This window comes from Microbulbifer maximicatervae (SeqCode) (assembly GCF_052467065.1).
The window spans coordinates 4447317-4471441 of record NZ_CP174299.1 but is presented as its reverse complement, the minus strand read 5'-3'; the positions used below and the strand labels follow the sequence as shown (position 1 = coordinate 4471441).

Annotated in this window: 25 protein-coding genes; 12 read left to right on the top strand and 13 right to left on the bottom strand. The window is 44.5% G+C overall.

All coding sequences use genetic code 11. The features are described 5' to 3' along the window. Nucleotides 1–48: 48 nt before the first annotated feature. The gene (locus ACJJI1_RS19825) at nt 49–672 is read left to right on the top strand and encodes a ribosome-inactivating family protein (RefSeq protein WP_444957744.1); all 624 of its coding nucleotides are present in this window, start codon (nt 49–51) and stop codon (nt 670–672) included. A 479-nt stretch (nt 673–1151) separates the two neighbouring features. On the opposite strand, the gene ACJJI1_RS19820 is transcribed toward ACJJI1_RS19825, so the two are convergent. Next, the gene (locus ACJJI1_RS19820) at nt 1152–2561 is read right to left on the bottom strand and encodes a S41 family peptidase (RefSeq protein ID WP_444957743.1); all 1410 of its coding nucleotides are present in this window, start codon (nt 2559–2561) and stop codon (nt 1152–1154) included. A gap of 290 nt (nt 2562–2851) precedes the next feature. Between ACJJI1_RS19820 and ACJJI1_RS19815 the strand changes: the two genes are divergently transcribed. After that, nucleotides 2852–3745: an enoyl-CoA hydratase/isomerase family protein gene (locus tag ACJJI1_RS19815; RefSeq protein WP_444957742.1), complete on the top strand. Its 894-nt coding sequence runs from the start codon at nt 2852–2854 to the stop codon at nt 3743–3745. Nucleotides 3746–3984: 239 nt separating this feature from the next. Here the strand turns inward: ACJJI1_RS19815 and ACJJI1_RS19810 are convergent, their stop codons facing one another. Beyond that, nucleotides 3985–4551 (bottom strand): carboxymuconolactone decarboxylase family protein, encoded by a 567-nt coding sequence (locus ACJJI1_RS19810; protein WP_444957741.1) that lies wholly within the window; start codon nt 4549–4551, stop codon nt 3985–3987. 108 nt (nt 4552–4659) lie between these two features. After that, entirely contained in the window at nt 4660–5322 is a 663-nt protein-coding gene (locus ACJJI1_RS19805; protein WP_282932839.1) for a peroxiredoxin-like family protein, read from the bottom strand. Between the two features lie 192 nt (nt 5323–5514). Here ACJJI1_RS19805 and ACJJI1_RS19800 point away from each other — a divergent pair, with 192 nt between their 5' ends. After that, entirely contained in the window at nt 5515–6408 is an 894-nt protein-coding gene (locus tag ACJJI1_RS19800) for a LysR family transcriptional regulator (RefSeq protein WP_444941705.1), read from the top strand. A 147-nt stretch (nt 6409–6555) separates the two neighbouring features. Here the strand turns inward: ACJJI1_RS19800 and ACJJI1_RS19795 are convergent, their stop codons facing one another. The 3 genes from ACJJI1_RS19795 to ACJJI1_RS19785 form a co-directional block, all read right to left on the bottom strand. Beyond that, entirely contained in the window at nt 6556–7305 is a 750-nt protein-coding gene (locus tag ACJJI1_RS19795; protein ID WP_282932837.1) for an alpha/beta hydrolase family protein, read from the bottom strand. A 302-nt stretch (nt 7306–7607) separates the two neighbouring features. Continuing rightward, entirely contained in the window at nt 7608–8504 is an 897-nt protein-coding gene (locus ACJJI1_RS19790; RefSeq protein ID WP_444941707.1) for a peroxiredoxin family protein, read from the bottom strand. A 381-nt stretch (nt 8505–8885) separates the two neighbouring features. Next, nucleotides 8886–9701, bottom strand: a complete 816-nt coding sequence (locus tag ACJJI1_RS19785) for a hypothetical protein (protein ID WP_444941708.1) — start codon at nt 9699–9701, stop codon at nt 8886–8888. A 717-nt stretch (nt 9702–10418) separates the two neighbouring features. Between ACJJI1_RS19785 and ACJJI1_RS19780 the strand changes: the two genes are divergently transcribed. The 3 genes from ACJJI1_RS19780 (at nt 10419) to ACJJI1_RS19770 (ending at nt 14363) form a co-directional block, all read left to right on the top strand. Continuing rightward, nucleotides 10419–11843 (top strand): serine hydrolase domain-containing protein, encoded by a 1425-nt coding sequence (locus ACJJI1_RS19780; RefSeq protein ID WP_444957740.1) that lies wholly within the window; start codon nt 10419–10421, stop codon nt 11841–11843. A gap of 610 nt (nt 11844–12453) precedes the next feature. Beyond that, a complete protein-coding gene (locus ACJJI1_RS19775) occupies nt 12454–13443 on the top strand; it encodes a hypothetical protein (RefSeq protein WP_444941710.1) in 990 nt (329 codons plus the stop codon). A 512-nt stretch (nt 13444–13955) separates the two neighbouring features. Then, the gene (locus ACJJI1_RS19770) at nt 13956–14363 is read left to right on the top strand and encodes a DUF427 domain-containing protein (protein ID WP_444941711.1); all 408 of its coding nucleotides are present in this window, start codon (nt 13956–13958) and stop codon (nt 14361–14363) included. A 76-nt stretch (nt 14364–14439) separates the two neighbouring features. On the opposite strand, the gene ACJJI1_RS19765 is transcribed toward ACJJI1_RS19770, so the two are convergent. The 5 genes from ACJJI1_RS19765 to ACJJI1_RS19745 all read right to left on the bottom strand — a co-directional run bounded on the left by ACJJI1_RS19765 (nt 14440) and on the right by ACJJI1_RS19745 (nt 17663). Continuing rightward, nucleotides 14440–14991: a dihydrofolate reductase family protein gene (locus ACJJI1_RS19765; protein WP_444957739.1), complete on the bottom strand. Its 552-nt coding sequence runs from the start codon at nt 14989–14991 to the stop codon at nt 14440–14442. Between the two features lie 164 nt (nt 14992–15155). Next, nucleotides 15156–15638: a VOC family protein gene (locus tag ACJJI1_RS19760; RefSeq protein ID WP_444957738.1), complete on the bottom strand. Its 483-nt coding sequence runs from the start codon at nt 15636–15638 to the stop codon at nt 15156–15158. A 230-nt stretch (nt 15639–15868) separates the two neighbouring features. Continuing rightward, nucleotides 15869–16519: a dihydrofolate reductase family protein gene (locus tag ACJJI1_RS19755; RefSeq protein WP_444957737.1), complete on the bottom strand. Its 651-nt coding sequence runs from the start codon at nt 16517–16519 to the stop codon at nt 15869–15871. A 104-nt stretch (nt 16520–16623) separates the two neighbouring features. Then, nucleotides 16624–17097: an SRPBCC domain-containing protein gene (locus tag ACJJI1_RS19750; protein WP_444957736.1), complete on the bottom strand. Its 474-nt coding sequence runs from the start codon at nt 17095–17097 to the stop codon at nt 16624–16626. Nucleotides 17098–17303: 206 nt separating this feature from the next. After that, on the bottom strand, nt 17304–17663 hold the full coding sequence (locus tag ACJJI1_RS19745) for an ArsR/SmtB family transcription factor (protein WP_444941718.1): 360 nt from the start codon (nt 17661–17663) through the stop codon (nt 17304–17306). 288 nt (nt 17664–17951) lie between these two features. On the opposite strand from ACJJI1_RS19745, the gene ACJJI1_RS19740 reads away from it, so the two are divergent. Beyond that, entirely contained in the window at nt 17952–18437 is a 486-nt protein-coding gene (locus ACJJI1_RS19740) for an SRPBCC family protein (protein ID WP_444957735.1), read from the top strand. 21 nt (nt 18438–18458) lie between these two features. Here ACJJI1_RS19740 and ACJJI1_RS19735 read toward each other — a convergent pair whose 3' ends face one another. Beyond that, the gene (locus tag ACJJI1_RS19735; RefSeq protein ID WP_444941720.1) at nt 18459–19316 is read right to left on the bottom strand and encodes an urea transporter; all 858 of its coding nucleotides are present in this window, start codon (nt 19314–19316) and stop codon (nt 18459–18461) included. A 455-nt stretch (nt 19317–19771) separates the two neighbouring features. On the opposite strand from ACJJI1_RS19735, the gene ACJJI1_RS19730 reads away from it, so the two are divergent. The 4 genes from ACJJI1_RS19730 (at nt 19772) to ACJJI1_RS19715 (ending at nt 22373) form a co-directional block, all read left to right on the top strand. Next, the gene (locus tag ACJJI1_RS19730; protein WP_444908268.1) at nt 19772–20140 is read left to right on the top strand and encodes a putative quinol monooxygenase; all 369 of its coding nucleotides are present in this window, start codon (nt 19772–19774) and stop codon (nt 20138–20140) included. A 367-nt stretch (nt 20141–20507) separates the two neighbouring features. Next, entirely contained in the window at nt 20508–20996 is a 489-nt protein-coding gene (locus ACJJI1_RS19725; RefSeq protein ID WP_444957734.1) for a hypothetical protein, read from the top strand. Between the two features lie 272 nt (nt 20997–21268). Beyond that, complete coding sequence (locus ACJJI1_RS19720) at nt 21269–21679, top strand: thioredoxin family protein (RefSeq protein ID WP_444957733.1); 411 nt, start codon at nt 21269–21271, stop codon at nt 21677–21679. After that, complete coding sequence (locus tag ACJJI1_RS19715; RefSeq protein WP_444957732.1) at nt 21672–22373, top strand: cytochrome c biogenesis CcdA family protein; 702 nt, start codon at nt 21672–21674, stop codon at nt 22371–22373. Before ACJJI1_RS19720 ends, ACJJI1_RS19715 begins: the two co-directional genes overlap by 8 nt. 139 nt (nt 22374–22512) lie before the next feature. On the opposite strand, the gene tnpA is transcribed toward ACJJI1_RS19715, so the two are convergent. After that, complete coding sequence (tnpA, locus tag ACJJI1_RS19710; protein WP_444957731.1) at nt 22513–22947, bottom strand: IS200/IS605 family transposase; 435 nt, start codon at nt 22945–22947, stop codon at nt 22513–22515. A gap of 161 nt (nt 22948–23108) precedes the next feature. Here tnpA and ACJJI1_RS19705 point away from each other — a divergent pair, with 161 nt between their 5' ends. Further along, a complete protein-coding gene (locus ACJJI1_RS19705; protein ID WP_444957730.1) occupies nt 23109–24053 on the top strand; it encodes an SMP-30/gluconolactonase/LRE family protein in 945 nt (314 codons plus the stop codon). Nucleotides 24054–24125 lie beyond the last annotated feature (72 nt).

Genomic DNA, 24125 nt, shown 5'->3' with positions numbered 1-24125 from the left:
TTTTCTGTATATTGGCAGCCCTATGTTAAACCGAGCAGAAAGAGCTTCATGGAAAACTTATATACAGTAAGGCTTGAGAAGAGATACTATCTTAGTGATCTGGGAAAGATGCTATATGCTCTGAAGATTAAAGCCAAAAGAAAGATTCCGGTTATTTATATCGATCTAGTCATAATGGGAGGAGATAGGATAAGATTCTATATGAGGCCTAGAGATTTATACCTGGTTGGATTTAAAGCCCCCCAAAATCCTCCTTACTATACCGAGGATTGCGATATCAATATGGAACAGGGGCATAGGTTTTTCTCTGATACTGGAGATTATCATACCTTAATGTTTGAGAGTGTCGATAAATTAAATGTTTATGGTTTTTCATCTTACTTTTATCATCTTTATAATTATGCGGAGCAGGATAATCAGAAAAACAATGTACTAAAAGCATTTGGAATAGTGTGCGCATTAATTAGTGAATCCATTAGATTTTACAAGAAAATTGCATACAAAATTATACACAAGAAATTCTTCAATGATCCAATTAATAAAACAAAGCTCGACCCACTATCAGAAAATATGCTGAATCCCCAAGACATTGTTAAATTGGCAAAACAGTGGAAGAGATTGAGTGAAACATCCAGTCCATATGTAACCTGTAAGCATTATGACAGTTTATGAATCCCCTAAACATTGACAACTAAACCACAAATGAGAAGGCAGGATTTATCATCGTGTCGTGTGAACACTTGAGATAACTGGACCTAATTTGTATTAGTTTAGACAAAATCTGACGCATCCCCTTGAAAAGAGGGGTTTACCGGTCTTGATGAAGATATCTAAAATTACAACCAGCGATAAGCCCCATGATCAATACTAACGATCTTGTCATCAAACACAAAACTGGGTTGCTTATAAGTGTTTTAGTTGGTAATAAATTCAATCACTAGTTGAAATTTACGATAAAATTAGAGAGACAGCTAAGTACTTTATTTCTAATTAAAAGACTTAATCATGCGTCCATTTTTCCGTTCCTCTTGGTAGATAAGTGCTCCTCTGTAATGCACACTTAAATTCAAATGAGCCACTTTGACCTTGAGTCACATGTGTTTGGGCGGGTTGTGCCCACCCTATTTCGTTATTAGTAAGCTGACACGGGGTTACAGTCGATTGTCCTCTAGGTACTTTAGCGCAACACTTAATGCTTCATCAGGCTCTGTATTGATGTGGGGTTGAATTTTATATACTAGTTCGCCGCGTATCGAGGCTGACTGCCCTATTGGCAGCGCAATTGTCGTACCGTTTGTAAATTCAAATGTATAATTTGTAGACATTAGGCCTGCTGTCTCTGATCCTATCAGAATAGTATTTTCTCGATCTGAAAAAGTTTGGGCGAGCATCTCTGGCGCACTACCAGTATCATCACTTATCAGTACAATTACTCTTGCTTTTGAGAGTGGATGATGAGCAGTAGAATTATCTTTCCGTGATAGAGATCTTTCCATTGACGCCCTATTACCGGCCTCAACACTACCGTCTTTCAACCAGAAAAATTCTTCCGATCCGTCAACCAATTGGCTTGAGTAGAGCTGCTGATCTGAGAAAAACTGTCTGGTGAGATAAAATAGCGGGACCAGATTGCCTCCTGGTTGATCACGCAAATCAATAATCCAATTCTGTACCCCGTTTTCACTATATTTCTCGATTAGTGCGCCTGTGCGGGTAAATTCCGCCTGTCGAGCTGTTTCAGAACCAAACTTCTTGGGGAGAGAAATTAAGGCAGTTTTATTGCCAACTAAACTTAACTCACTCTTCAGTTGTCTTGTTTTTCCATGCGCGGAGGTATCTGCCCGATTATAGATTGTAAGATGTTTATGATTGAGTTTTGAAAATAATGCAGTGAGAGCCGCATCTGCTTGATCATCGTTTTGAACTCCCATAAAAACGTCATCTGCAAATTGTTCGAACTCTGTAATATCGATCGTGTCGCGCAAAATGTAGTGATCTTTGATTAGTGAAAGCGCATATTCTTTGAGTTTGTCGTAAGACTTATTCGATTCAGCTTCAGTTTTATCTTGTAATAATTGCACATCTCCCAGCCACACTTCTCCAGATGAAAACATAAGATAACCGACTATTGCATTTGTCGCTTTACTAAGGCGTGGTACGCTCACGGAAACTGTGCGCCAATCGTGAGTTCCACTAACTGGATCATTTCTCATCTCGTACAGATAAAGCGGTGATCCATTGCCTTCAACCTTAACGATAAAGTGGCCAGTTTTAGTGACTTCATTCGCCTTGATTTTGAATTTTAATTCTGTTGGCCCCTTATGGAAAATTGATGGGTCAATATCAAGAGTCATAAATAGTTGGCTGTCAGCTTGAGCTACTATATGCGCCAAAGCCCCTTCTGATGTTGAAATAATATTGCGAGTAGCGTTGTTAGTCTGAAATTTCCATTCCTCAGAAATTTGTAAGGTCTTCGAGTCTGATACAGGTGCTGAAAGAGCAGTTTGTGATAGAGCCAAAAAAGTCAAAACTGCAGTATTAATTATTGTTTTAAAGTGCATGGTCGCCGCCTTTCCTGTCGCATCCTCAAGCAAAGTTAAATTGATGCTAAAGTTTTAAGAAATGGATATTAGAATAGGTGTGTAACCATCTAATCATTACAGGATGAAAAGTACAAGATTTTATTGTGGTAGCAAATAAAGTTTTATTATCTGAAAAAGGTTCATCCGTACTAATTTATTGCGGTATATATTGATCCATTCTTAATCGTCACCGGGATTAAATTCTCATTTGATGTATCAGGGTGGATTTTAAATATTACTTCAACGCCACATGATAAAGGTCTTATGACATGGAATATCATCATATTAAATACGAGCAAAATGGCCCTGTAGCCATCGTTACTTTTAACCGTCCAGAGGTTAAGAACTGTATTGGTACTCGCGCTCACCGTGAGCTGGTGGATGCATTCGATCGCTTTCGTACCGATGACGGAGCAAAAGTTGCGGTAATCACCGGTGCTGGCGATTCTGCATTTTGTGCAGGGGGTGATTTGAAAAGCAATCTTGCTGCAACCGAACCCACTAATCACCCCGATCCTGACGTGGCTGTTTTATGTCCTGTAGAGCCCGCTGATATTGCCCGGCATAACCGAGGAGAAGCTCCAGGTATTATAGGTCCATCCCGCTGGACCGATATTTATAAGCCTATCATTGCGGCTGTGAACGGAATTGCTTATGCGGGTGGCTTTGAGTGGGCATGTTTTGCCGATATGCGGATTGTAGAAGAGCACGCATCCTTTGGAATGACTTGTCGTCGTTGGAATATCGGCCTAGCCGATGGTGGTACTCAGCGTTTGCCGCGTATTGTTGGTATGGGGCGAGCGCTGGAGTTAATCATCACGGGAAAAGTTATCAATGCTGAAGAAGCTTATCGCATTGGGTTGGCCAACGAAGTGGTGCCAAAGGGAACCGCATTAGATCGTGCCGTTGAGCTAGCACAGTATATCTCCACCCTTCCCCAGCCAGCGATTCACTCTGATAAAGAAGCCGCCATTCGTGGTTATGGAAAGGATCTTGATGAAGGTCTACGAATTGAGGCTGAGTGCTTTAACCGATTATTTAGCGACTCTGAATCCAGAGCAGAGCTATCCGAAGGCTTGAGGCGCTTTAACGAGCGCGATCATCCTGACCGAGTGCGAGGACAAGCCAAAACCCCCGGCATTATTCGTAGCGAAATGGAGTAATTGCGATAACCCAAAAGAAGGCTGTATTCAAGAGGATGTATTGTTTAGGGGCTTAGATACCACGAATATATCTCGGACAATGTAGTAGAGGCCCATAGTGGCTATATGGGCCTCATTACTTTGGTGAATCAGTGGCGTTCTTATCGTCACTTTTATGACTTGGACAGGCGCCCTCTTCCCAAGGCCCAGTCTTGATTGGACGCATGAATCGGATACATGTTTTTTATTTGCTTTTACGCTCAACCATTCGAATCTATATCCTTACTCCAGGCCATTGGCAAAAACGCATCATCGAGACTGACATTCAGATTGTGGGTAGAGTAATTCGAGAGTACTTTTAGACTGGTTCCAACTATCACCTCTAGAACTGTCTCTTTCGTATAACCTGCTGCAAGAAACGCCTCAACCTCCTCTTCTGTAGCCCATCCACGTTTCTCATTGATAATGACACTGAATGCTCGGAGCGCTTCGAGTTTAGGATCATCGAGTTTTTTGCCACTACGCAGCGCCTTGATGACATTTTCATCTACACCGGCCATTTTGCAAACTGCGGTATGCGCAGCCATGCAGTAGGTGCAACCGTTTAGGCGGCTGTTTGTCATCAGGATTATCTCTCGCTCTGTTTCGCTCAAGCGAGATTTATCGAATAATCCCATAAGTGTTAGGTAGCTCTCCACCATTACAGGTGATTCGGCCATGGTTGCCATTAGATTGGGTACAAATCCCATTTTCTTTTTAGCGGCTTCTAGAGTGGGCTTAGAGGCTTCTGGCGCTGTTTCAATTGTGTAACGTGTAAAATTGACCATGAGTCTTACCATATAAGTTGGGTTTTACGGTGCTCGATATCGATTTACATTGAGTGCTTCCACCTCTTTGGCGCTAGTCAGCGCTAAAGAGGTGGAGGTGTTTACATACTATGCAGTTGTAGACTGACTCAGCTTTTCAAGTACGGGAAATAAGTCGCTGGGTTCGGGGCGACGTGTATAGTCAGGATTCACCTCCGCATATGCGATTGTTCCATCGGTATCTATGACATATCTTGCAGGCATAGGTAAGTTCCACGCGCCGTCACGATGGATGGTCGGGAGTTCGACTTTGAACATCTTGTGGAACTCAATTACATAAGGTTGTAATGTCCAGCGGATACCAAACTCTTCAGCAAGCTTTCCACTTTGATCAGTCAGAATTGGGAAGCTTAGCTTGTTATCCCTCTGAGATTTGCGGCTTTCAGCGGGCCCCTGCATGGAAATAGCAACCAGGGTTGCGCCACGCGCTTTGATCTCTGCAGCAACTTCTTCTAACGCTTGCAGCTCAATATTGCAGTAAGGGCACCACACGCCTCGATAGAACGTTAGAATAACGGGCCCTTTGGCTAGGAGTTCTTCCAGGACAAGGTCGTTACCTTCTGAATCTGGCAATGTAAAGTATGGGACTTTCTCCCCTACTTTAATCGAACGTTCAACTTGGCCACTAGCAGCCAACTCCTTGGATGATCTGGCAAAGGCTTCAAATGCTCCTTCCGGGGCCTGTTGCTTAAATACTTCTTTGAAAGCATCTAGTTTGTCTTGAAGAGACATAACCTATTCCTCTAATGGTTTAAAGTTTGGAAGCGCGAGCTTTGGGTAAGCCTTCGATGTGACCTGGCTAATTCTCCAATTGGTCTCTATGCAGGTACTTACGCCAAACCACTATTGGGAAGATTAGTTGCTTTGATTTGCGCTATAAACATGCTATTTTGATACTCATTGTATCCATTAGGGACACAATCTGTGTTTCAACAAGCCCATTTGAACGAAATAGTTGTATTTATTGCCGTTGCCGAACATGGAAGCTTTACAAAAGCGGCGGCATCATTGAACTCAACCAAATCAGGCGCTGGTAAGGCAGTGAAGAAGCTTGAGGAGGAATTGGGTCTTAAGCTATTCAACAGAACCACACGAAGTATCAGGCTGACAGAAGAAGGCAAAATATTTCTAGATGCCGCAAAACATGCGTTAGAAACAATCAATGAGGCCAGGCTTTTGCTGCATGCCAGGAAGGATGAGCCTGCTGGACGATTGCGTATCAATTTGCCAATAGGCATAGGCCGAAATATTGTCAGTGCGTTAAAGGGGTTCACGCAGTTGCATCCCAAGGTTACGGTCGAGGTCTCTCTTTCAGATAGCCTGGAGGACGCTATTAGAGGTGAATGGGATGTCGTCGTGAGGATTGGTGAACTGGAAGATAGTTCTTTTATCGCAAAAAAAATATGTGAAACCAGACGTATCCTGTGCGCTTCACCTGAATATCTTTCACAAAAGGGTATGCCAAAGACTTTGGAAGGTTTAAAGGAGCATGATTCTCTTGTTTTCCGTGCACCTACAGGAAAATTGAGAGGCTGGTTGTTCCAAGAAGATGGAGGCCCAATTACTGAATTTTCCCCCTCACCGCTAGCAATATTCAGAGATGGACGAACTCTGATTGACGCAGTGGTAGCCGGTATGGGAATAGCTCAGGTTTATGATAAAGCGCTTGGCTTTTCTGTTCAAAATAGTGAAGTTGTTGAGTTATTCCCAGAGAAAGCAGTTCCAGGACCGCCTGTTAGCGCACTGATTCCCAGTGGTCGAGCGATGCCGGCAAAGACCAGAGTCTTTATCGAGTTTCTAAAAAAGGAACTGAGTTAAGCCCCGGATTATTAGGTGGACTAGGAGCAACCTAAATTCCATCTAGTGCTGTTTCTATTGTTCTTTACAGCCCAGCTCTCGATAGTTGACGGTTCTTTACTGTTGCAAGGCTTTAAAGTTCGATATTACTCTCTGTAACATCCGATATTAATTAATGTATCTTTGAACCCAGGCTCCAATAACATTACCGACATATTCAGCATCTGATTTTTTCATAAGCAAATGATCGGCTTTGTCTAAAGAAATAAAACTTTTAGGATGGTTCGCAGCAGCGAATATTTTCGCCGCATGCTCAATTGAAACAGTGCTGTCTAGTGGTGAATGCATTACTAGCAGCGCTTTCCTTAATTCCTTAAGGTTAACCAAGACGTCTGCTTCATTTATATCATCAATGAACTGCTTCTTTAGCGTAAACTCTCGCCCAGCCAGAACCACTCTTGCCTGACCTGTTTTATTGATGCTATCGAGTTCCTCTTTAAACATATGCTGGATGTGTTTAACATCACTTGGAGCAGCTATAGTAACAACAGCTTTAGCTGTCTTTATCATACCAGCGGCTTTCAAAACGGCAGCACCTCCAAAACTATGCCCAATTAACAATTTTGGTGCCTCGAAGCGGTTTTCGATTTCATTGTAAGCACTAAGTAAATCCTCAACATTGGATGAAAAATTAGTATTGGAAAAATCTCCATCACTATTACCCAATCCAGTGAAGTCAAACCTTAATACTGATATCCCTTTACTGGTTAATGACTTACAAATATTGCTTGCTGCAATAATATCTTTTGAGCAGGTAAAACAATGTGCAAAAATTGCATAAGCCTTTGGGGTTCCAACAGATTCCTCTAACTTGCCCTTTAATTCTACGCCATCACGATTTGGGAAGTTAAACTCCATGACGTTCTCCAATTTCAATTACTTATAGAATACTCTAATCTCAACAAGGAAAAACCCCTGTCTATCATAGAAAGGGGTATGTGAATATGTGATAGTCTTTTATATGTCAACTGATATAAGGTAGACCTGTATTTGCTTAGGCATCGATAGAATCTTCAGGCTTTATATAATCCATACTGGTTGTTCTAAGGCATTTAATTAATCCAGGTTCAGGCCTGCGACAATATTGCTAGCTAGACAGTTATCTTTCATTCTTTATGGGCCTATCGATAAGCTCTATGAGAGATTGATATTTTACCTCGCTAGGCGGTACCTTTGAGAATTGTGTTAGCATCTAAAGTCTGCGGCTTTGAGCCTTCAAAAACATGCAGAAACGTTGTCGGGTCTGGGCGTCTCCGATAATTGTCGGTCTCATCACCGAATATAACCGTACCATCTTCATTCAGTGCTATCACTGTGGCCATAACGGTATCCTTAGGGTAACCAGGCATTCCTGCAGGGGAACCGCCAATATCTTCAATGCCTAGGGCTTTAGCACCCATTAAGTTGTCATCTTGAAGAATTTCAAAATGACCAGGTAGGTCAAGCTTGTCGGCTAACTTCCTTGAGTTGTCGTAGCCTTGGTTAGAGATAAACTTTACCTTCACATCATATTGCTTAAGTGTCTCAGCATACTTCTTCACTTCTTTTAACTGGTTCATACAAAATGGGCACCAGTTGGCTCTAAAGAACACTAATAGTGTTTTAGATTCGTCAAAAGAAGTGGAAGACACAGCCGATTTATCTAATCGATTAAAATTCATTTCAGGCAGTTTTTGGCCTTTTGATATGGCCTTGCTCTTTCTGCGGTTGTAAACGGAGAATGACCAGATATACCAGTGAAGGGATACGAAGCCCAGGGCAGCAGCTGCAATAGGAACGTACTGAGACAAGGACATTGGAGCCTGGTTCGAATAAGTTGAATAAGCAACCAGTGCAACTCCTAAAAAGTTAACGGCTTGAATAACTGGCAGCCTTTCTGATGTTCTTGAAATGCTGAACACATTTGTCAGAACCATCAAGAAAAATGGTAAAGGCAAGGTCGCTAAAAGTGCGCCGACCCAAACCGGATCGCCGCCAGACATATAGATCATGATGCCGGACCCTACTCCGCCAAGCATGTTTAATAGAATCATTGGTAAAATAAGTTTTGCTTTCATTTCAAGCTCCTGAAGCGTTGGGTTAATGTCCAAAACTTGCGATCTATCCTAGTACATCACATTGACTCAATAATTAGTTCAAATAGAGAAACAATGTTGCGAAAACGGATACAATCGGATTTATTTTATCGATCTATTAGTAGTGGCTGGCATGAGTAACTTACACTCAGTTCTAGCAGGAATTTAGTATTTCTTAACAAATAAAGGAGCGAGTAAGCTGGAAGAAGGTGTAAAGATGTAGACAAGATCAGACCACGATCTGACAGATCGTCTTGAATAAGAAGGGTTTACCGGTTTTGATGAAAGTGCCTAAACCTAAAAGCAAAACCAAGGATAAACCCCATGATCCATACTAATGATCGCATCATCAAACATTAACTGCTAGGTGATTTCGATTGCAATACCACTCCAAACGTAACTATGCCTTCCAGCGTTTTGATGACGCAACGTTCGCCATCCAATATCAGCCCTCCAAACTGGTTGATCTTCATTCGGGTTATAATATTTGATTGTCGACCCATCCTTGGCAACCAGGATATTATGGAAACCCATTTCATGAGCAGACCCAGGGGAAGGGCCTCGAAACATCATAAAAGCGCAATTGTAATAGGTGTCGGTAAGCAAGTTCCTCGGCATTCCCCCATTACTAGCTGGCTGTATGAGATTTGTAAACAACGCATTATAATCAACTCTATTGCCCGGCTGCGCGAATTGAAGGCACATGTCTTTCTGGGTCGCGTCATATAAAATCCGACCGGTACGCCCAGGGCACTGGGTATTCACATAGTTTCGCACACGCATCGGCGAACTATTGTTGGCCGCCACTAAGGGATGGTCGGCACCGTTTGGCATCAGAGGTAGGTCCCCATTCTGCCATTTGATAGCGCGCCACAGAGTGTCTTCCACAAAACTCTGTGGCCTTGGCGCACGGAGATCAAATCCTGACACTGCGATCTCGGTGCAGTGAGCGGCGCAAGAATTACCGTTCTGACTCGGTAAAGTTTTAAGATTCAACATCAAAATTTCCTTTTTCGTTGTGCTTGACAGTGAGAGTAGTGAGTCCAATGTACCAATTTGATAGGCAGTAATATATAAAATGGAGTGAAAAATAAGATTACGAGTTATTACGTGACCAGCAGTAAAACCGCGTACTTCCCTTTCCTGATTTAAGGGCCATTTTTTCAATGCCACTTTCAAAGGACTTCGAGACTGAAGCAGCTCTGTCTGAGTAACAACACAGAGATATAAATTCTTAAATCAATCGCTATAGCAGTTCTACGGTCGTTAGTAACCATAGAAATTTTTTTAATAAAAAAGGATAATGTCTTTAGTCAGCGTTTTATCCTCCACATCCTTGGCATAATCGTATAAATTTAATAATGCCGTTAGGAAGGGCTATAGATGTTTGATGTGGCCCCATACACTCCAAACTATTTTTTTATTTATAGATAACGCAGAAGACGGGCCCTTAACTTTTCGGGCCATCCTAATCTTCCATCTATGACAGTTACCAGCTGGAGAATAGCCTCATAAGGACGAGGTTTTCAGGAGTGTAAACTCGCTTTCCGTCAGTGCCTTCACTCTACCAATAACCTAATATTTTCTATCAAACTCATTTCAGAGTTTTTATAAACGTACTTTACTAGTGCAAAAAGCTCGGTTATCCCCTGAGCCTCTTTATTCAGCATCACAGGTTATTGGCAATAGTCCTTTTTGAGAATCTAACTGTTCTAACTTTACTGGTTGCTCCACCAGCTCCATAGTTCTGCTTATCCTCCATTAGGCTCCGTTTGCCCAAAATGCGTTTATCTCTGTTAGTGATCAGCGTATCTATCACAAGAACTTTTATGCCTTTCTGATAGTCAAAGTTTACCAACTAAACTCTGGAAAGTTTTTGAATAGGTGTTGATTGCCATGGAACGACGTGATTTCGCAAAATTATTTCTTGGAGCTACCTCTGTATTTGCTGTCCCTCGACCACTCATCGCTTTAGATGCTTTATCAAGTCATCCAGTGAATGATGATGACGAGTTTCAACGTCTCATTCGCCATCGTATTCTTAAGCAGCACGCGGCACATGCAGCAGTTGCAGGTACCCTAAATTCTTCTGGTCGTCGAATCATTACTGTTCGAGAGCCTGAAGCCAAGGATACTTATCAACTAGGGGACGATACGATTTTTGAAATTGCGTCGTTAACTAAGATATTTACGGCCTTGCTCTTGGCTGTTGAAGTTGTACATAAGAGAGTGAAACTCGATGATCCTCTCCAGGATTACGTACCAGCCGGTGTAAAAGCTCCAACTTTTGAAGGGCAACAAATCACTCTCGCCGACCTGGCTACCCATGCTGCTTCTCTTCCTCTAAGACCAAATAATCTTGCTGCATCGGCGCCCGATGCGCCCAATAAGTACGCTGGTTACTCCTTTGAGCAGCTCTATGGTGGCTTGCCAAGCTATCATCTGAAAGCTAGCCCGGGTACTCAATTCAGCTATTCAAACCTGGCTTTTGGGCTCTTAGGTCAAGGACTTGTTTTGAAGGAAGGCCGCTCTTTTGCAACGATACTGCGAGAGCGTGTGACGGGACCTTTAGGGCTAAATGATACCACTTTAGAGGATGATCCCAAGAAGTCTACTCGGCGAGCTCAAGGCCATGACTTCTATCTCAGCCCGATCGGCCCAACAAGCGATGGGGTGCTCTCGCCGGCTGGCGGTTTACGATCTACAGCCAGAGATCTCCTCACACTTCTCGACTTGTTTATCAACGGTCGAGGCCCTAAGGATTTGATTGCAGCATCGCGGCTAATGCTGTCAATTGATAGGCCGGGAGGCAGTGATATCACTCGTATGGCCCTGGGTTGGCGCAGGACAACCACTAATGGAGAGACTTACTATTGGTCCAATGGTAGCAGTGATGGATCGCGTACATTTATGGGTTTTAACCCAGCGCGGAGAGCGGGTGTTGTTGCCTTGGCAGATACTGCCAGCGGCGAAGGTCTGGATGATATTGGCCATCACTTCTTGAACCCCGAGCAGACGGTATCTACTAAGGTTGTCCCTGTCCCAGATTTCATCACTTTACCAGAGGAGGTGCTTTTGAGAGGTGTCGGGCGCTATGGGCACGGAACAGATGATATTGTCGAAATCAGCCGCGGCTATACAGCTCTTATAGTTTCAGCGGAATATGGAGAATTCGTAATTCGACCGCAATCGTCCACAATCTATGCATCGAAGATGGTTCCAGGGTTGACTATAGAGTTTGAGGAGAGCGATACGAGCCCTGCCCGCTCGTTTACTCTTCGTCAAGGTGGAAAAGCTTATTCCTATAAACGACTGCCCTAGTTTGAATAGTCGGTTAATTATTACTGGGGTTGAAGAAAATAATACACCGCACTCGAGACACGCTGTTAATACATCCTTGTAAGCTCCTAATCGGCACCCATGCTTCATAGGGTCCGAAGCGCGGTGTATTTTTCCTTCTCCCATTTTAGTAATTACAACCTAGGGGAATATTGGGCGAAACAGTTTTAACTTATTGATAAATTGAGATTTTTTATATCAGTCATGTCACTGCTGCAAATTGATTCATCAATACCACATCTTAATTGTGGCTGGATTAGGCAGGGTTTGGTAGTGGCAGGCGCTCAGTAATTACTAGCCCAGTCCAAAATCAGCAAAAATCAGTTAAAGTGACTCGAAATACTGCGAACTGCCTCAATCCCTCCGCAATATTAATCTATGAGTAATTTCCAGAAGAATTATTGCAAGACACATTAGGGAATTTTAATCCGAGGTGGATTGTTAAGAAGTGCTATTCCTGAATGATTTTAAGAATATTAATGTACAGTCGTGCTAAGTAATATTATATATTCTATTTTGCTCTGGTTTGGCATCAGAGCAAAAACAGTGGATTCCATCGCTGAAAGTAGCAGGAAAAGGCAGGAGAATAATTATGACAAAAATAGTGAGCCGCAGTATCAACCGGGAAGTGAGTTTTACCGTGTTGGTAGAGGATAATTCGCCGATACTTTTTCAAACGAAGGTCAAAAAATCACTCGAAAACTGGCTGGATGAAGCACAGACTATCTTAAAACGAGCGATAGATATGTGCACTGTAGCGATTACATACCCTGATAAGGTTCCTGATAAATTTAAAAATTTAGTCTCCTACTACTTCGGCCTTCCTATGGATTGCCCGCCACAAAGATATTCAAATTGCGTAAATGCGATACTTCAAAAACTCAGTAAAACCCAGATAGGCTTGAGTGGTGATGTGGAGTGTGCGGATGTAAAAATGATGCCCACCTTGTGTAAGGTTCAATGCTCTACCATATCGACGATAGGATATCCATTTGGTATTGAGGACCCTTCGAAAAATGCGGCCGGGTTTGTGTTTGTGCCCCTTACGGAAAGTTGGGGCAGATCAATTTCAAACTTCTGTAAGTTGTCATGGGCTGGTGGAGGGCAACTTAAGGGGGGGAGCTTTATGAAGCCCAATCAAAACCCTATCTGCTTGAGTTTTAGTAAAATTTGGGAGAAAGGTGAGGTATTCTGCATTGTTACTCTGATCCATGAAGGAACACATAAATATGCGCAAACCGTGGATCATAAATATTTCAATGATGAAGGCATCGCGGATAAATTGGATAAAGCTATTAGTGAAGGTGGCGCTATATGGATGAAGTTCCATCAGGACAATGGTAAAACCCATGAACAAGCATTCAAGCTTGTTGTACAGCAGGCATTCAATCAGTTACGCGGACAAGATGCAGCGGCAACTCTTATGGCAGAGCTCACTGAGGTGAAAGCGGTGGAAAATGCGGACTCAGTGGCATGGTTTGCGTATGACGTAGCACAATTACCCTCTGAGCAGGAAGTTGGGAGAGTTATAACAGGAATGGTAGGTAAACGAAAAGTACACCCAAGCCTACTTAATCATTAAAGGAAAACCCAGGGGGCCGTCGAATTAATAGAGACGATTACGTTTCATGCAATTTGGGGTCCTATCCCGAAATCAGAGAACTGTCCCCAGGGCCCAAGGATTTCTATATTTGGGGTGTAGATGCTCGGGCCAATGCGTGAGTGGTGAAGGATTGGTTGATACTGGTCACCACTTCCCGTACGCCGAGTACACGGTAACAATTTACACTGTTACTACCTAGGATTTTATCGCTGGAATTGGAGAGGTACTTTAGGGAGTTGGCTAACGCGTGCGATGCAGTTGTTACCATCAAAATCAGCCAACCCTATTGTTTCAACGGGATCTGGAAAGTTCGTAATTCGGCGGCAATCGTCCACAATTTATGCATCGAAGGTCGTATCAGCGCTAACTATTGAGTCCAAGTGAGGGGACATGAAGGCTCGCTGTTCGCTTAGTCTTATAAGTGTGTATCTCTATATGGATAAATGCGGCCCGCTTATAGCTTCAGGCTAATACCTTGAAAGGAAAGATCAATGCCCTATCCAGAAGTTACGATGTCTAGTGACACAATCCACAACCCGAAAGAACCCCGACACCTTATGCGCGCCAAGATTGTGCCTAGGACAGTGCGTGTGCGTCGTGGTGGCAAAGTGATTGCCGAGAGTAGTAATGCTTTGAGAGTTACAGAACTCGCAAAAGATATGTTCGACCCCGTATTCTATTTCCCAAGAGAAGATGTTCTTGCTCCCCTCTTCCTTATAGAGGGAAAGACAAGCTATTGCCCACTGAAAGGCGATGCCAGCTACTTCTCAATCGATGATAGCGGAGAAGCTATTGCATGGGCCTATGAAGCTGCTTTTGACTTTGCCGGGGTGATCAACGGGCGTATTGCCTTCTATCCAGATCAAGTGGCAATCGAAGAGGTTGGAACTTCATCATGACCCTCTTCCCATAGACTCTTTTAGGTTAATGATACAAACCATGCCTAGAAGCTGGCTGCAATAACGCTCCGCCCTTTTATAGACACTTGTAGCGAAGGACTACTCCGCCCGTTTCAAGGGTATCTGCCCGCATCAGCTCAAGATTTTTCTGGATACCGTCAGGTTTGAAGAGAGGTGAGCCAGCTCCTAGTACGATAGGTGCTAGGCATATCCGGTACTCGTCTACTAGACCTTCTCTGAGCAGAGTAGCTACAAGATTCGAACTACCAAATACGAAGATATCCCTCTTCCCGGTCTCTTTTTTCAGCGCGCGAACATGTTCGGCCGCCTCGCCTTTCAGTAGACGAGTATTTGACCAATTGGCGGTTTCTAGCGTGCGAGAGATGACGGCTTTTTCAAGCGAGTTCATCATGTCCGCAATCGACCCTGTTTCGTTTTGCCAATAATCGGCCATCCCTTTATAGGTGCGACATCCGAATAGCAAGGTGCCGATTTCATCGCCCTGTTGAAGAGAGAAGGCTTCTAATTCATCGCCCCACACTGTTGCGTGATGGTCCAATGACCATGGGGTGGTGCCTTCAAAGCAGCCGTCCAATGACATCACATTCCAAACCACTAACCGTCTCACAATCTGATCCTCATATATTTGTCTCTTGCATTGTCTGTTGGGACTGAGCTTGATGAGGGCAGTGTCACTTAGCTTGTTGAGGTGTTGTGCCAGTAGCTCAGGGTTGACGAGGCGATTTGCTCATGCCCGGTATAAATATTCTTTCGCGATATCTCTCTGTTACGTCAAACCGAATTTGTAGCAGCTTGAATTGTCGCAATATCGATCTTTCTCATGGTCATCATCGCGGTAAAAGCGCGTTTTGCCTTGTTACGGTCGGGGTTCGTTGTAAGATCGAGTAGCAGTTTTGGCGTAATTTGCCACGAATGGCCCCAGCGATCCTTACACCAACCGCAGGCGCTCTCTTGTCCACCGTTATCCACAATCGCATTCCAGTAACGGTCAGTTTCCTCCTGGTTTTCGGTGATAACCATGAAACTAACCGATTCATTCGGAGTTAGATTTGGGCCACCATTCAGACCTATAAACTTGCGCCCGAGGACAGTTAATTCAACGGTTAGCTCACTGCCCTCATGGCCACCGGGGTAGTCGGCGGCGGCCGCATTAACGCGGTCGACATGGCTGTTAGGAAAAGTTGCTGCATAGAATTCCGCCGCTTTCTTTGCTTCGCCGTAGTCGAACCAAAGACAGGTAATGAGTTCTGTCATTTTGATATCTCCTTGGGATTTAAACGGGTCGAATACTTACTCTGCTGAAAGGCTCTGGCATTGATAGTTATGTCGGGACATCTGGTGGGCGTTCCAGATCTGATCTTACTGCCGAGCGTATCGGCATAATGTGCGCAGCTTCCCTTGAATACCAAGTCAGTGATGGGCTCCATAACTTTCGAGTTCCTATCTCTGCTTATCTATCCCAAATTGCGCTTAGACTGCCGGCCCTACTCTCGTTGCAGGGAGAAATCTCCAGTCGTGATACTTCCGCCTCGAACATAGGTCACACAAATTACACCGCTATCTGTCGTCATGGCTTGCTGTACATGGAACGCTGTAGGGATCACACCTGAACCGAAAAGACGTTTCCCGTTACCCAGGACCAAAGGAAAAATCAGTAATTTGAACTGATCAATTAGGTCCGCTTTGAGTAGAGTTTGAATAAAGTCAGCACTGCCTGGAACCAACAAATCTGGGCCATTGCTAGCCTTGATTGCACGAAGCCTCGAGATTGGGTCATCCCCCAGCCACTCGCTGCCTTCCCAGGTAAACTCAGGTTTCGTGCGAGAAGCCACGTATCGTGTTGTACCGTCGATTTTTTTGGCCAGCTGGATTTCACTTTCATCAACACCCTCAGGCGGAGGGTCAGCAGCAACTTTTGGCCAATGTGCAGCGAAAATATTGTGAGTCCGATGGCCAAGTAGTAACTCAAATGGCGCTGCGAACACATTGCCCATGAATTGACCAACACCTTCATCAAAATAGGAAGCTACCCATCCACCAAGTTCAAAGCCCCCTGAAGAGTCCTCTTCCGGGCCGCCAGGGGCCTGCATCACACCATCCAGGCTAATAAACGTGTTTACAATTATTTTTCGCACAAGTTCTTCCCTGTTGGCTCTATTGGTCCAAATGATGCTGCGGGTGTACTTGGACTGTTACTCAATGGCTATTGAAGCCCGAAGAGAAATAATATTGCCCTTCTCTATTCGGCTTCTACTTTTCTTGCTTCCAAGTAAGCAGTCAGATTAGAAAGGGCCCGCTGCCACCCATTGCGAGTTCCCTCGATCATTCCCGAGCCAGCCAGGGACGCGATTTGTATCGTTACCTCAAGCTCTGTCACGCTTCCAATTTTTCTGATCTCCACGCTAACCAAAGAGACACTCAGTGAAGAGCTATCCATAGTTACTCGTTCGGTGAACAACAGCCGCTGCGGTCTTCTGATTTCGTAATAGTGTGTTTCAACCCGGAATCGCAGATCGCTTTTTTGACCGCATAGATGTACGTCTAGGCCTCCTTCGCGAAAGTCGTTTTCGAGAAATTCGATTGATTCATCTTTAGAGGGAGGCCCCCATATCGAGCGGGCTTGCGGGTCTTCCCATGCGGAAAATACCCACTCTCTCGGTGCTTTGATCCTTCTACTGATCGATATGGTGTCGTGGGAGAAATCTTGGCTCATGCGAATCCCTCTGCGATGTCTGGAAAGCGTGAACAGCCGAGTGCAAAAAATAACGATAGTTAGCTTTTTGGATAACTATAGTTAACAGTAATTGTTAGGTCAATGGATAACCCGCGAAAGGCTCCGCGCGGTTAAAGCTTCAGTGCTAGGTGGGGTGGAGGGGGAGAAATTGGTTTACGCCTATAGGATCCGTATTGTTGGGGCATCTACCCCTTTTGTACTAAGTCATCCTGCTCTTCTGCATCGAGCGTTTCGACATAGCTCGCCATCCGAGCCATCCTGCCTTCCCACATGGCCGTTTGTGTATTGATCCATTTTTGTGCCGCTGTCAGTTGCTTGGGTTTTATCTCACAGGTTCGCACGCGACCGGTTTTCTTGGAGCGAATCAAGCCCGCATCCTCCAGAACACCAATATGCTTCATGAACGAAGGGAGTGCCATCTCAAATGGTTCTGCGAGCTCGGTGACCGACGCTGGTCCGCTTATCAAATGCTGAATGACAGCGCGTCGTGTTGGATCAGCCAGAGCTTGGAAAACAGTATTCAGGTTGTCGTGATTTTCTTCCATCTGAATAAGTATATCGGTGAAATATTGTTAGGCAATGGCTGCCGGGTGTAGCTACGTATTAAAAGCAACTTAAGGTTACTCGGAAACCGCTTATTCAGTCATTCGATTAGCCTTGCCACCTCAACGATAATAGATATGCTTCAGATGGTCTCCAAGCGCTAGTTCTGGTCCCTACTTTGATCATAGAAGCCGTTGGGGTTGATTGAATGGTTTTGGACAACAGTAATAAACTGTTTCAGTGTTGACAGACCGCTGGAACCCCCTTACTTAAAAGAATAAGGTGCAACAGTGATCGATTTTACTTATCAAAAGGATGTTCGAATCGAACCGATCTCTTATACAGTCCGGGCAATGCCAGAGACGGTCTTTGATACCTGGATCATACCCAACATGGTTGAAAAATGGTGGGGGCCTGACGATTTCACGACACGTGTACTCAATCTCACTGCCAAGGTTGGTGGGTGCTTTGCTTTTGAGATGACTGCTCCAAACGGCAGTTCCTGCATTATGTCTGGTGTGTATCGCAGCGTTGACAGGCCAAAGCGATTAGTTTTTGAAGTCCACGAGCATTGCAATCTTAATCTGCCAAACAACACCGAGCCGCAAGAAAATGCATCTTTGGTTGAAGTTGCGTTCAGGGGCAGTGAGCTTGGTACCATCGTTACTCTGACACATACGCTTCTCAACACTGACTATGCAAAACTGGCAAAAGTCAGTTGGACTCAATCAATTCGTCAAATGGAAGCTGTACTTACCGAATCTTTCACGAGCTAGTGTTTTCTCTAATGGGCTGGATTAATGAGTTAATGTAAGTTTTCTTTGGATCAACAATATAATCCAGCTAGCGATAACAAATGGTGCGGTTAATACAATAATATCAGCGCTCATAAAAGCCATTGCGATTGGAACGGTTAATATACTCCCTGCAAGTGGGGCTAGCCATCGCTTACGACCATTTGATAATGCAATAGCGCTCAAAGATGCATTGTAACCGAAGAGCCCGGCAAGAATTAATGTGGGTGATAAGGCCAGGAACATGGCCAGTGATGTGGCCAGCATTCCACCAATAATACTCCAAAACGCATGAGATTTATTCGAGATAAAAATCCCAATTAAAAAACAAATACCTGTAATGGCATTGTTCTGAAAGATGATTTGACCAATACCTTCGAATATCCCCCAGGTTGAGGTATTTTCGTTAATGAATGCTGTAGTTGGCGCTAGATCTAGTGCTGGAGCCAATATCCATATAGCCCATATCACCAGAATGTAGGGCGCAGTATAAGGCGGAAGGACAAAATGAAGCAGCATAAAGCGCATGATTAAGACTGTTAAAGCACTTCCACCGACAATCAATAAAAAAGTCATTAGAGATGGAGCATATAATAAGAATATGACTACACCGATCAAAGCTCCATTGTACCCAAATAGTCCATCTTCAATTTGTTTTACGGGGTAATTAAGAATAGTTGCACAGGCAGTTGCGGTGATAACCCCAATTGCGACCCCTATAGCCATGGTAATAGAGTTAACTGTTACTCCGAGTATGAATAGAAAGCCACTCAAGGCGTTTCTTTGCAGGATGACCTGGCTAATTCCTCTGAAGAGACTGACAAGACAATTTCTGAGTTTTTTAGTTATTGGCTTTGTCATAGTATCTCTATTACAGCCTTAATTCGAATTAGTTAGTGTGGCTGACTGATTTTGAGCCAAGAGAAATTAGAATATATTGTGTATGAGATTAGCAAAGGGGTTATCCATTATCTTTCTTAATCTGAATAGGTTGAAATAGACCCTGCCCGCTCACCTGTTCACGGTCATAAATATACTATTAACTTTAGGTCATCCAGAATAAGCCATGGGCAATACACAGTTGCCAGGTAAGCTGATCTTTTCGATATATTGTAGTGCTACTTAGTTGACTGTCACGTTCTGACCAGAAGCCTGTAGCCTGCTTTAGCTTATTAGATTTTCTTCATACCCGTGATTGAATGTGCTTCCCTAAAAACCATCTACAATTCAACACACCACTTAAGCGCCGTGGGTAGTACTTTAAGCTATTCCGGTGTATATGGTTAAACGATACTTTCGGTAGTGAGGTAGCAAGCATGTTTAACAACGTAGGTTGGATTATCGAGGGAAAGATAAGAAAGGGACATGAAGCGGAGTTCAAAGCTGTTGTGAATGAGATGGTCGCAGCAACTAAGAAAGAAGGTGGAACCCTGAATTACCAGTATTACGTAACCGATGATGGAAACGTGCTTATCTATGAGCATTTCAAGGATTCCAAATCCGCTCACAAGCATATTGACTCGTGGGACAACTTTGCCGATCGTTGGATAGCGGCTGCTGAACCGACTCGCTTAGTCCACCTGGGAGATATGCCACAAGATCTTCGGGAACGTCACTCAGGCCTGCAATCAATTCTATACCACCCTTACGCTGGATTTGAACGTTCAGGCGGTAAGGCTCACTAACCGTTTAGGGAAGAAAGTAAAGGTGTAAGACTTTCACCAGTTGAGTTGATAACTACATGTTTCAAGGCAACTGGTGAAGGCTTGGTAACTTTTCATTTAGAAAAAGTAACTCCAGCAGTTTTATGGAATCCCATATTTCTCAGCCAATCGATCGATTTCTGCTTGTGATCTGGAATTATCTGGACACTTCGCACCAAACCATGGGTTTAGATCGCTCTCTGTATTTGTAGCAGGTAGCTCTTTAACATCAAAACAACGGTCTCCAACTTGAACAAAGGTTCCTGTCGAGGTCTGGTATCTGTTTTCTGTAGGCTGATATCGACGGACTTTGTTGCGTTCCCTGGCTATTTTTCTCTCAAGAGCGGGATTGAATACAGTCGGTTGTCGCCCTGACCTTGGCGCAGTTGGGAAATCCTCGGAATCGGGCCTTGCCTCTAATGCTCCTTCCAATTTGGGTGGTGGCTCTTCTATTTTGGCTGGTTTCACCTTATTCAAACTATCAGGTATTGGCGGGCTAGTAACGGTTACTGCATCTGTCGGAGCGGTATCCAGCTCTGATACTACGCTCGGTTCTTCAGCAGTTGGCGGAGACGTAGAAGGCAGAGGAGTAAATGGGGCCAGTAATTTGACTTCTAGTGACGTGTTGGTCCTAGGAGTTGGACCTGGAGCTATTGATATTGGAACAACTATCAGCGCTATATGGGTTCCAATCGCAATCAGTACTGAGACTGCAAGGCGCCAATTTTTGGTGGTTTTGATGTTGGAGAGTGAAGGTGTCGTCGTATTAAAATCCATCTACTTCGTAGACCATATCTCAATAGACCTGGCCAAAATCCTTTTCCGAAAAACTCTGTGATTAGTGCGATAACAGGTAGGACTCCCACAGATCTTATAAGTTCTTTGGAGCCTCCAACTTCACCTGGTTGTTACTTTATGGCAATGAGGCCATCGCCCTCCTCCTGTTAGCCTTCTTCGCTACTGAATACACAGAGAACCCTAGGGTTCCTAATCAAACAAATCCTCTTTGCCTTACTGTAAGAATTTGCACTCCAGTACGACCAAGGTGGGTATCTAAACAGATTGTCTTCAAATTAGGGCTTATACCCTGCCACTAAGGATATGGATTGTATGAAATTTATCCGCTTAGCTCTTAGCACCTTGATCGCCGCTACATTAGTTTTTTCTATGCCATTCGCTCTAGCATCAGAGCCACTTTCCGAAGAACGATTCAAGGAGTTACAAGCCGCCAAACGACCCATTTTGATCGATGTGAGAGCAGATTGGTGCCCAACCTGTAAAAAACAGGGCGAGATTCTGGCGCAGTTTCAGAGAGACAATGCCCAGTGTGGCCTTACGATCCTGAATGTGGATTTCGACTCCCAGAAAAAGTGGGTTAAGCACTTCCGCGCTCCTCGGCAATCAACGCTACTACTGTTTAATGGAGAGCAACAGGTGTGGTTCAGTGTTGCCGAAACTCGTGCCGATGTAATTCAGCAGAATATCTTCGATTCAGTTAAGGCTTGCACTGACAATGCTTGAGCTTAGCGCCATCCCCCTGGCTTTGATCGCGGGTACTCTCAGTATTCTCTCCCCCTGCGTTTGGCCGTTGGTGCCAATGGTTGTCGGCGCTTCTAATAGTGCCGGGCGCTGGGGGCCGTACGCGTTGGCGACTGGGCTGAGTTTGTCATTTGCATTGGCAGGTACTGTGCTGAGCTTTCTATTGGTCTCCTTAGGATTAGACCCAGAACTCTTCCGCTATATGGCCGCGATAATGTTAGTGGCGGTTGCACTAGTCTTGTTGATCAAACCACTTTCCGATTGGCTGACCTTGCGCTTATCAAAAATCACCGCAGGGGCGAGCATTACCGGTGATGGAGCTTGGGCTGGGCAGTTTGGTATTGGCTTCCTTACCGGAATCATCTGGCTGCCATGTGTTGGCCCTACCCTGGGTGCCGCTATAGCACTGGCTTCCATGGGCCAGCAATTGGGGCAGTCATTTATGGTGATGTTTGCTTTCGGACTAGGTACCGGTGCAGCGCTTTTAGTGGCTGGGGGGTTATCGAGGCAGATTTATACTCGACTGTCACCATCAGTTGGGGCTTTCGCGATTGGAGGCAAAACAGTACTAGGTCTTATACTATTACTACTCGGGGTACTGGTCTTGAGTGGGCTTGATAAGGTAATGGAAGCCTGGGCTTTGAATTGGATTCCCGAGTGGACTTTCAGTTTTTGATGGTCTTTTAGTGGCAAGCCAAGCCATATTGGTTTTTATGGGCCGGGTATTCTTATTCGGCCTTCTTAACTTGGAATCACAAAAATCAGCAACCACCCGCATAGCGGGTGGTATGGTGAAAGCCCCCAGAGGGGGCTATTTACAACCCGGCCAGTTGCATCTGCTCTTGCCGGCGTTCTTCAACCTCTTGATTCTTGATGTACTCTCGAATCATTTGCTCATCAAGACCTACTGTACTCACGCAGTAGCCCCGAGCCCAAAAATTCCTTCCTGTGAAATTTCTCTGCACATGCTTGTACTTCCGAAATATCTGGATCGCAGATTTCCCTTTCAGAAACCCAACCGTATTGGAAACACTTAACCTTGGAGGAATCATTAACAACATATGAATGTGATCCCTCATTGCGTACCCCTCGACCAACTCAATGCCTTTTTGACGACATAAGTCCCGGAATATTGCTCCAATCTCACGTCTCAATGCTCCAAATAACGCTTTCTTTCGATACTTGGGCACAAATACCACATGGTATCTGCAATAATGTTTCACGTGAGCTTGGCACTGCCAATCTCGCATATGGCCTCCTTAAAGAACTTGCCGGTTCATGGAGGCCATATTTTTACTCTGCACGCCGGAACGGCAGAGCCTTATCAAGTCTCACCGCCTGAGGCGGTGGTTTACCTATTTGTTAATTAGCCTTACGACTCAATAGGTACTCGCTCCCTTCATCGGCGTGAATGCGCACTTTTCATATTGGAGGATTTACGGTGGTAGAAATCCAGTGCCTATGGGAGTGCAATGATGGATTGGGTGAGACACCGATTTGGTCAGCGGAAGACAAGTCTATTTATTGGGCTGATCACGTTAACCCCGAACCTGATCCCACTGATGCCCGGCCTCCATCCATAAGAAGTTTCAATATCGAAACAGGCGAACGCAAGACCTGGGAGATGCCTGAACAAATAGGCTCCTTTGGCTTCCGCCGTGGAGGCGGAATGATCGGAGGTGGATGCTCCGGTTTCTTTGCGATCGACTTGGAAAACAGGCGTGTCGATACAATCGTTAATCCTGAACCCGGTAGGCCCCACAGTCGTTTGAATGATGGCAAAGTGGACCGCTATGGACGTTTCTGGTGCGGTAGTATGGATGTGCGTTTTAAAGACAAATCTTCCTATCTCTATTGTTTGGAGCCCGATTTAACTTACCGAAAGGCCGATAAGGATTTTCGCTTTGTTGTAGCCAACGGCATTGCTTTTGACCCTGAAGATACGCGAATGTATTTCGGGGATACCTTTGGACATATGGTTTACGTATTCGATCTGGATATCAGTGACGGCCGGATTAGCAACCGGCGCCCTTTCTTTTCCATAGAAGACCGACAACCAGGAATTGTCGACGGTGCAACGGTAGATTCGGAGGGGTTTTACTGGTTTGCGTTGAATCTTGGAGGCAAAATCTTGCGAGTAGATCCCAAAGGAAGGCTTGATAGAGAGATCGATCTGCCGATTCGCAGCCCTACCTGCATCGCTTTTGGCGGTAATAATTATGAGACACTGTTTGTCACATCTCAGCAGTCATTCCTCACTAAAGAGGAACTGGCTCGACATCCTCAACCGGGCTGTATCTTAGCCGTTCACGGGCTTGGAATTCAGGGGCTTCCTGAGCCAAAGTTCGGCAGTTAATCTGCGGTTGAATGCAACTCTTCAAACAGGCATCCCGAATCTTGCGTTCTGTCGGGCTAGAATCTTTGTGTG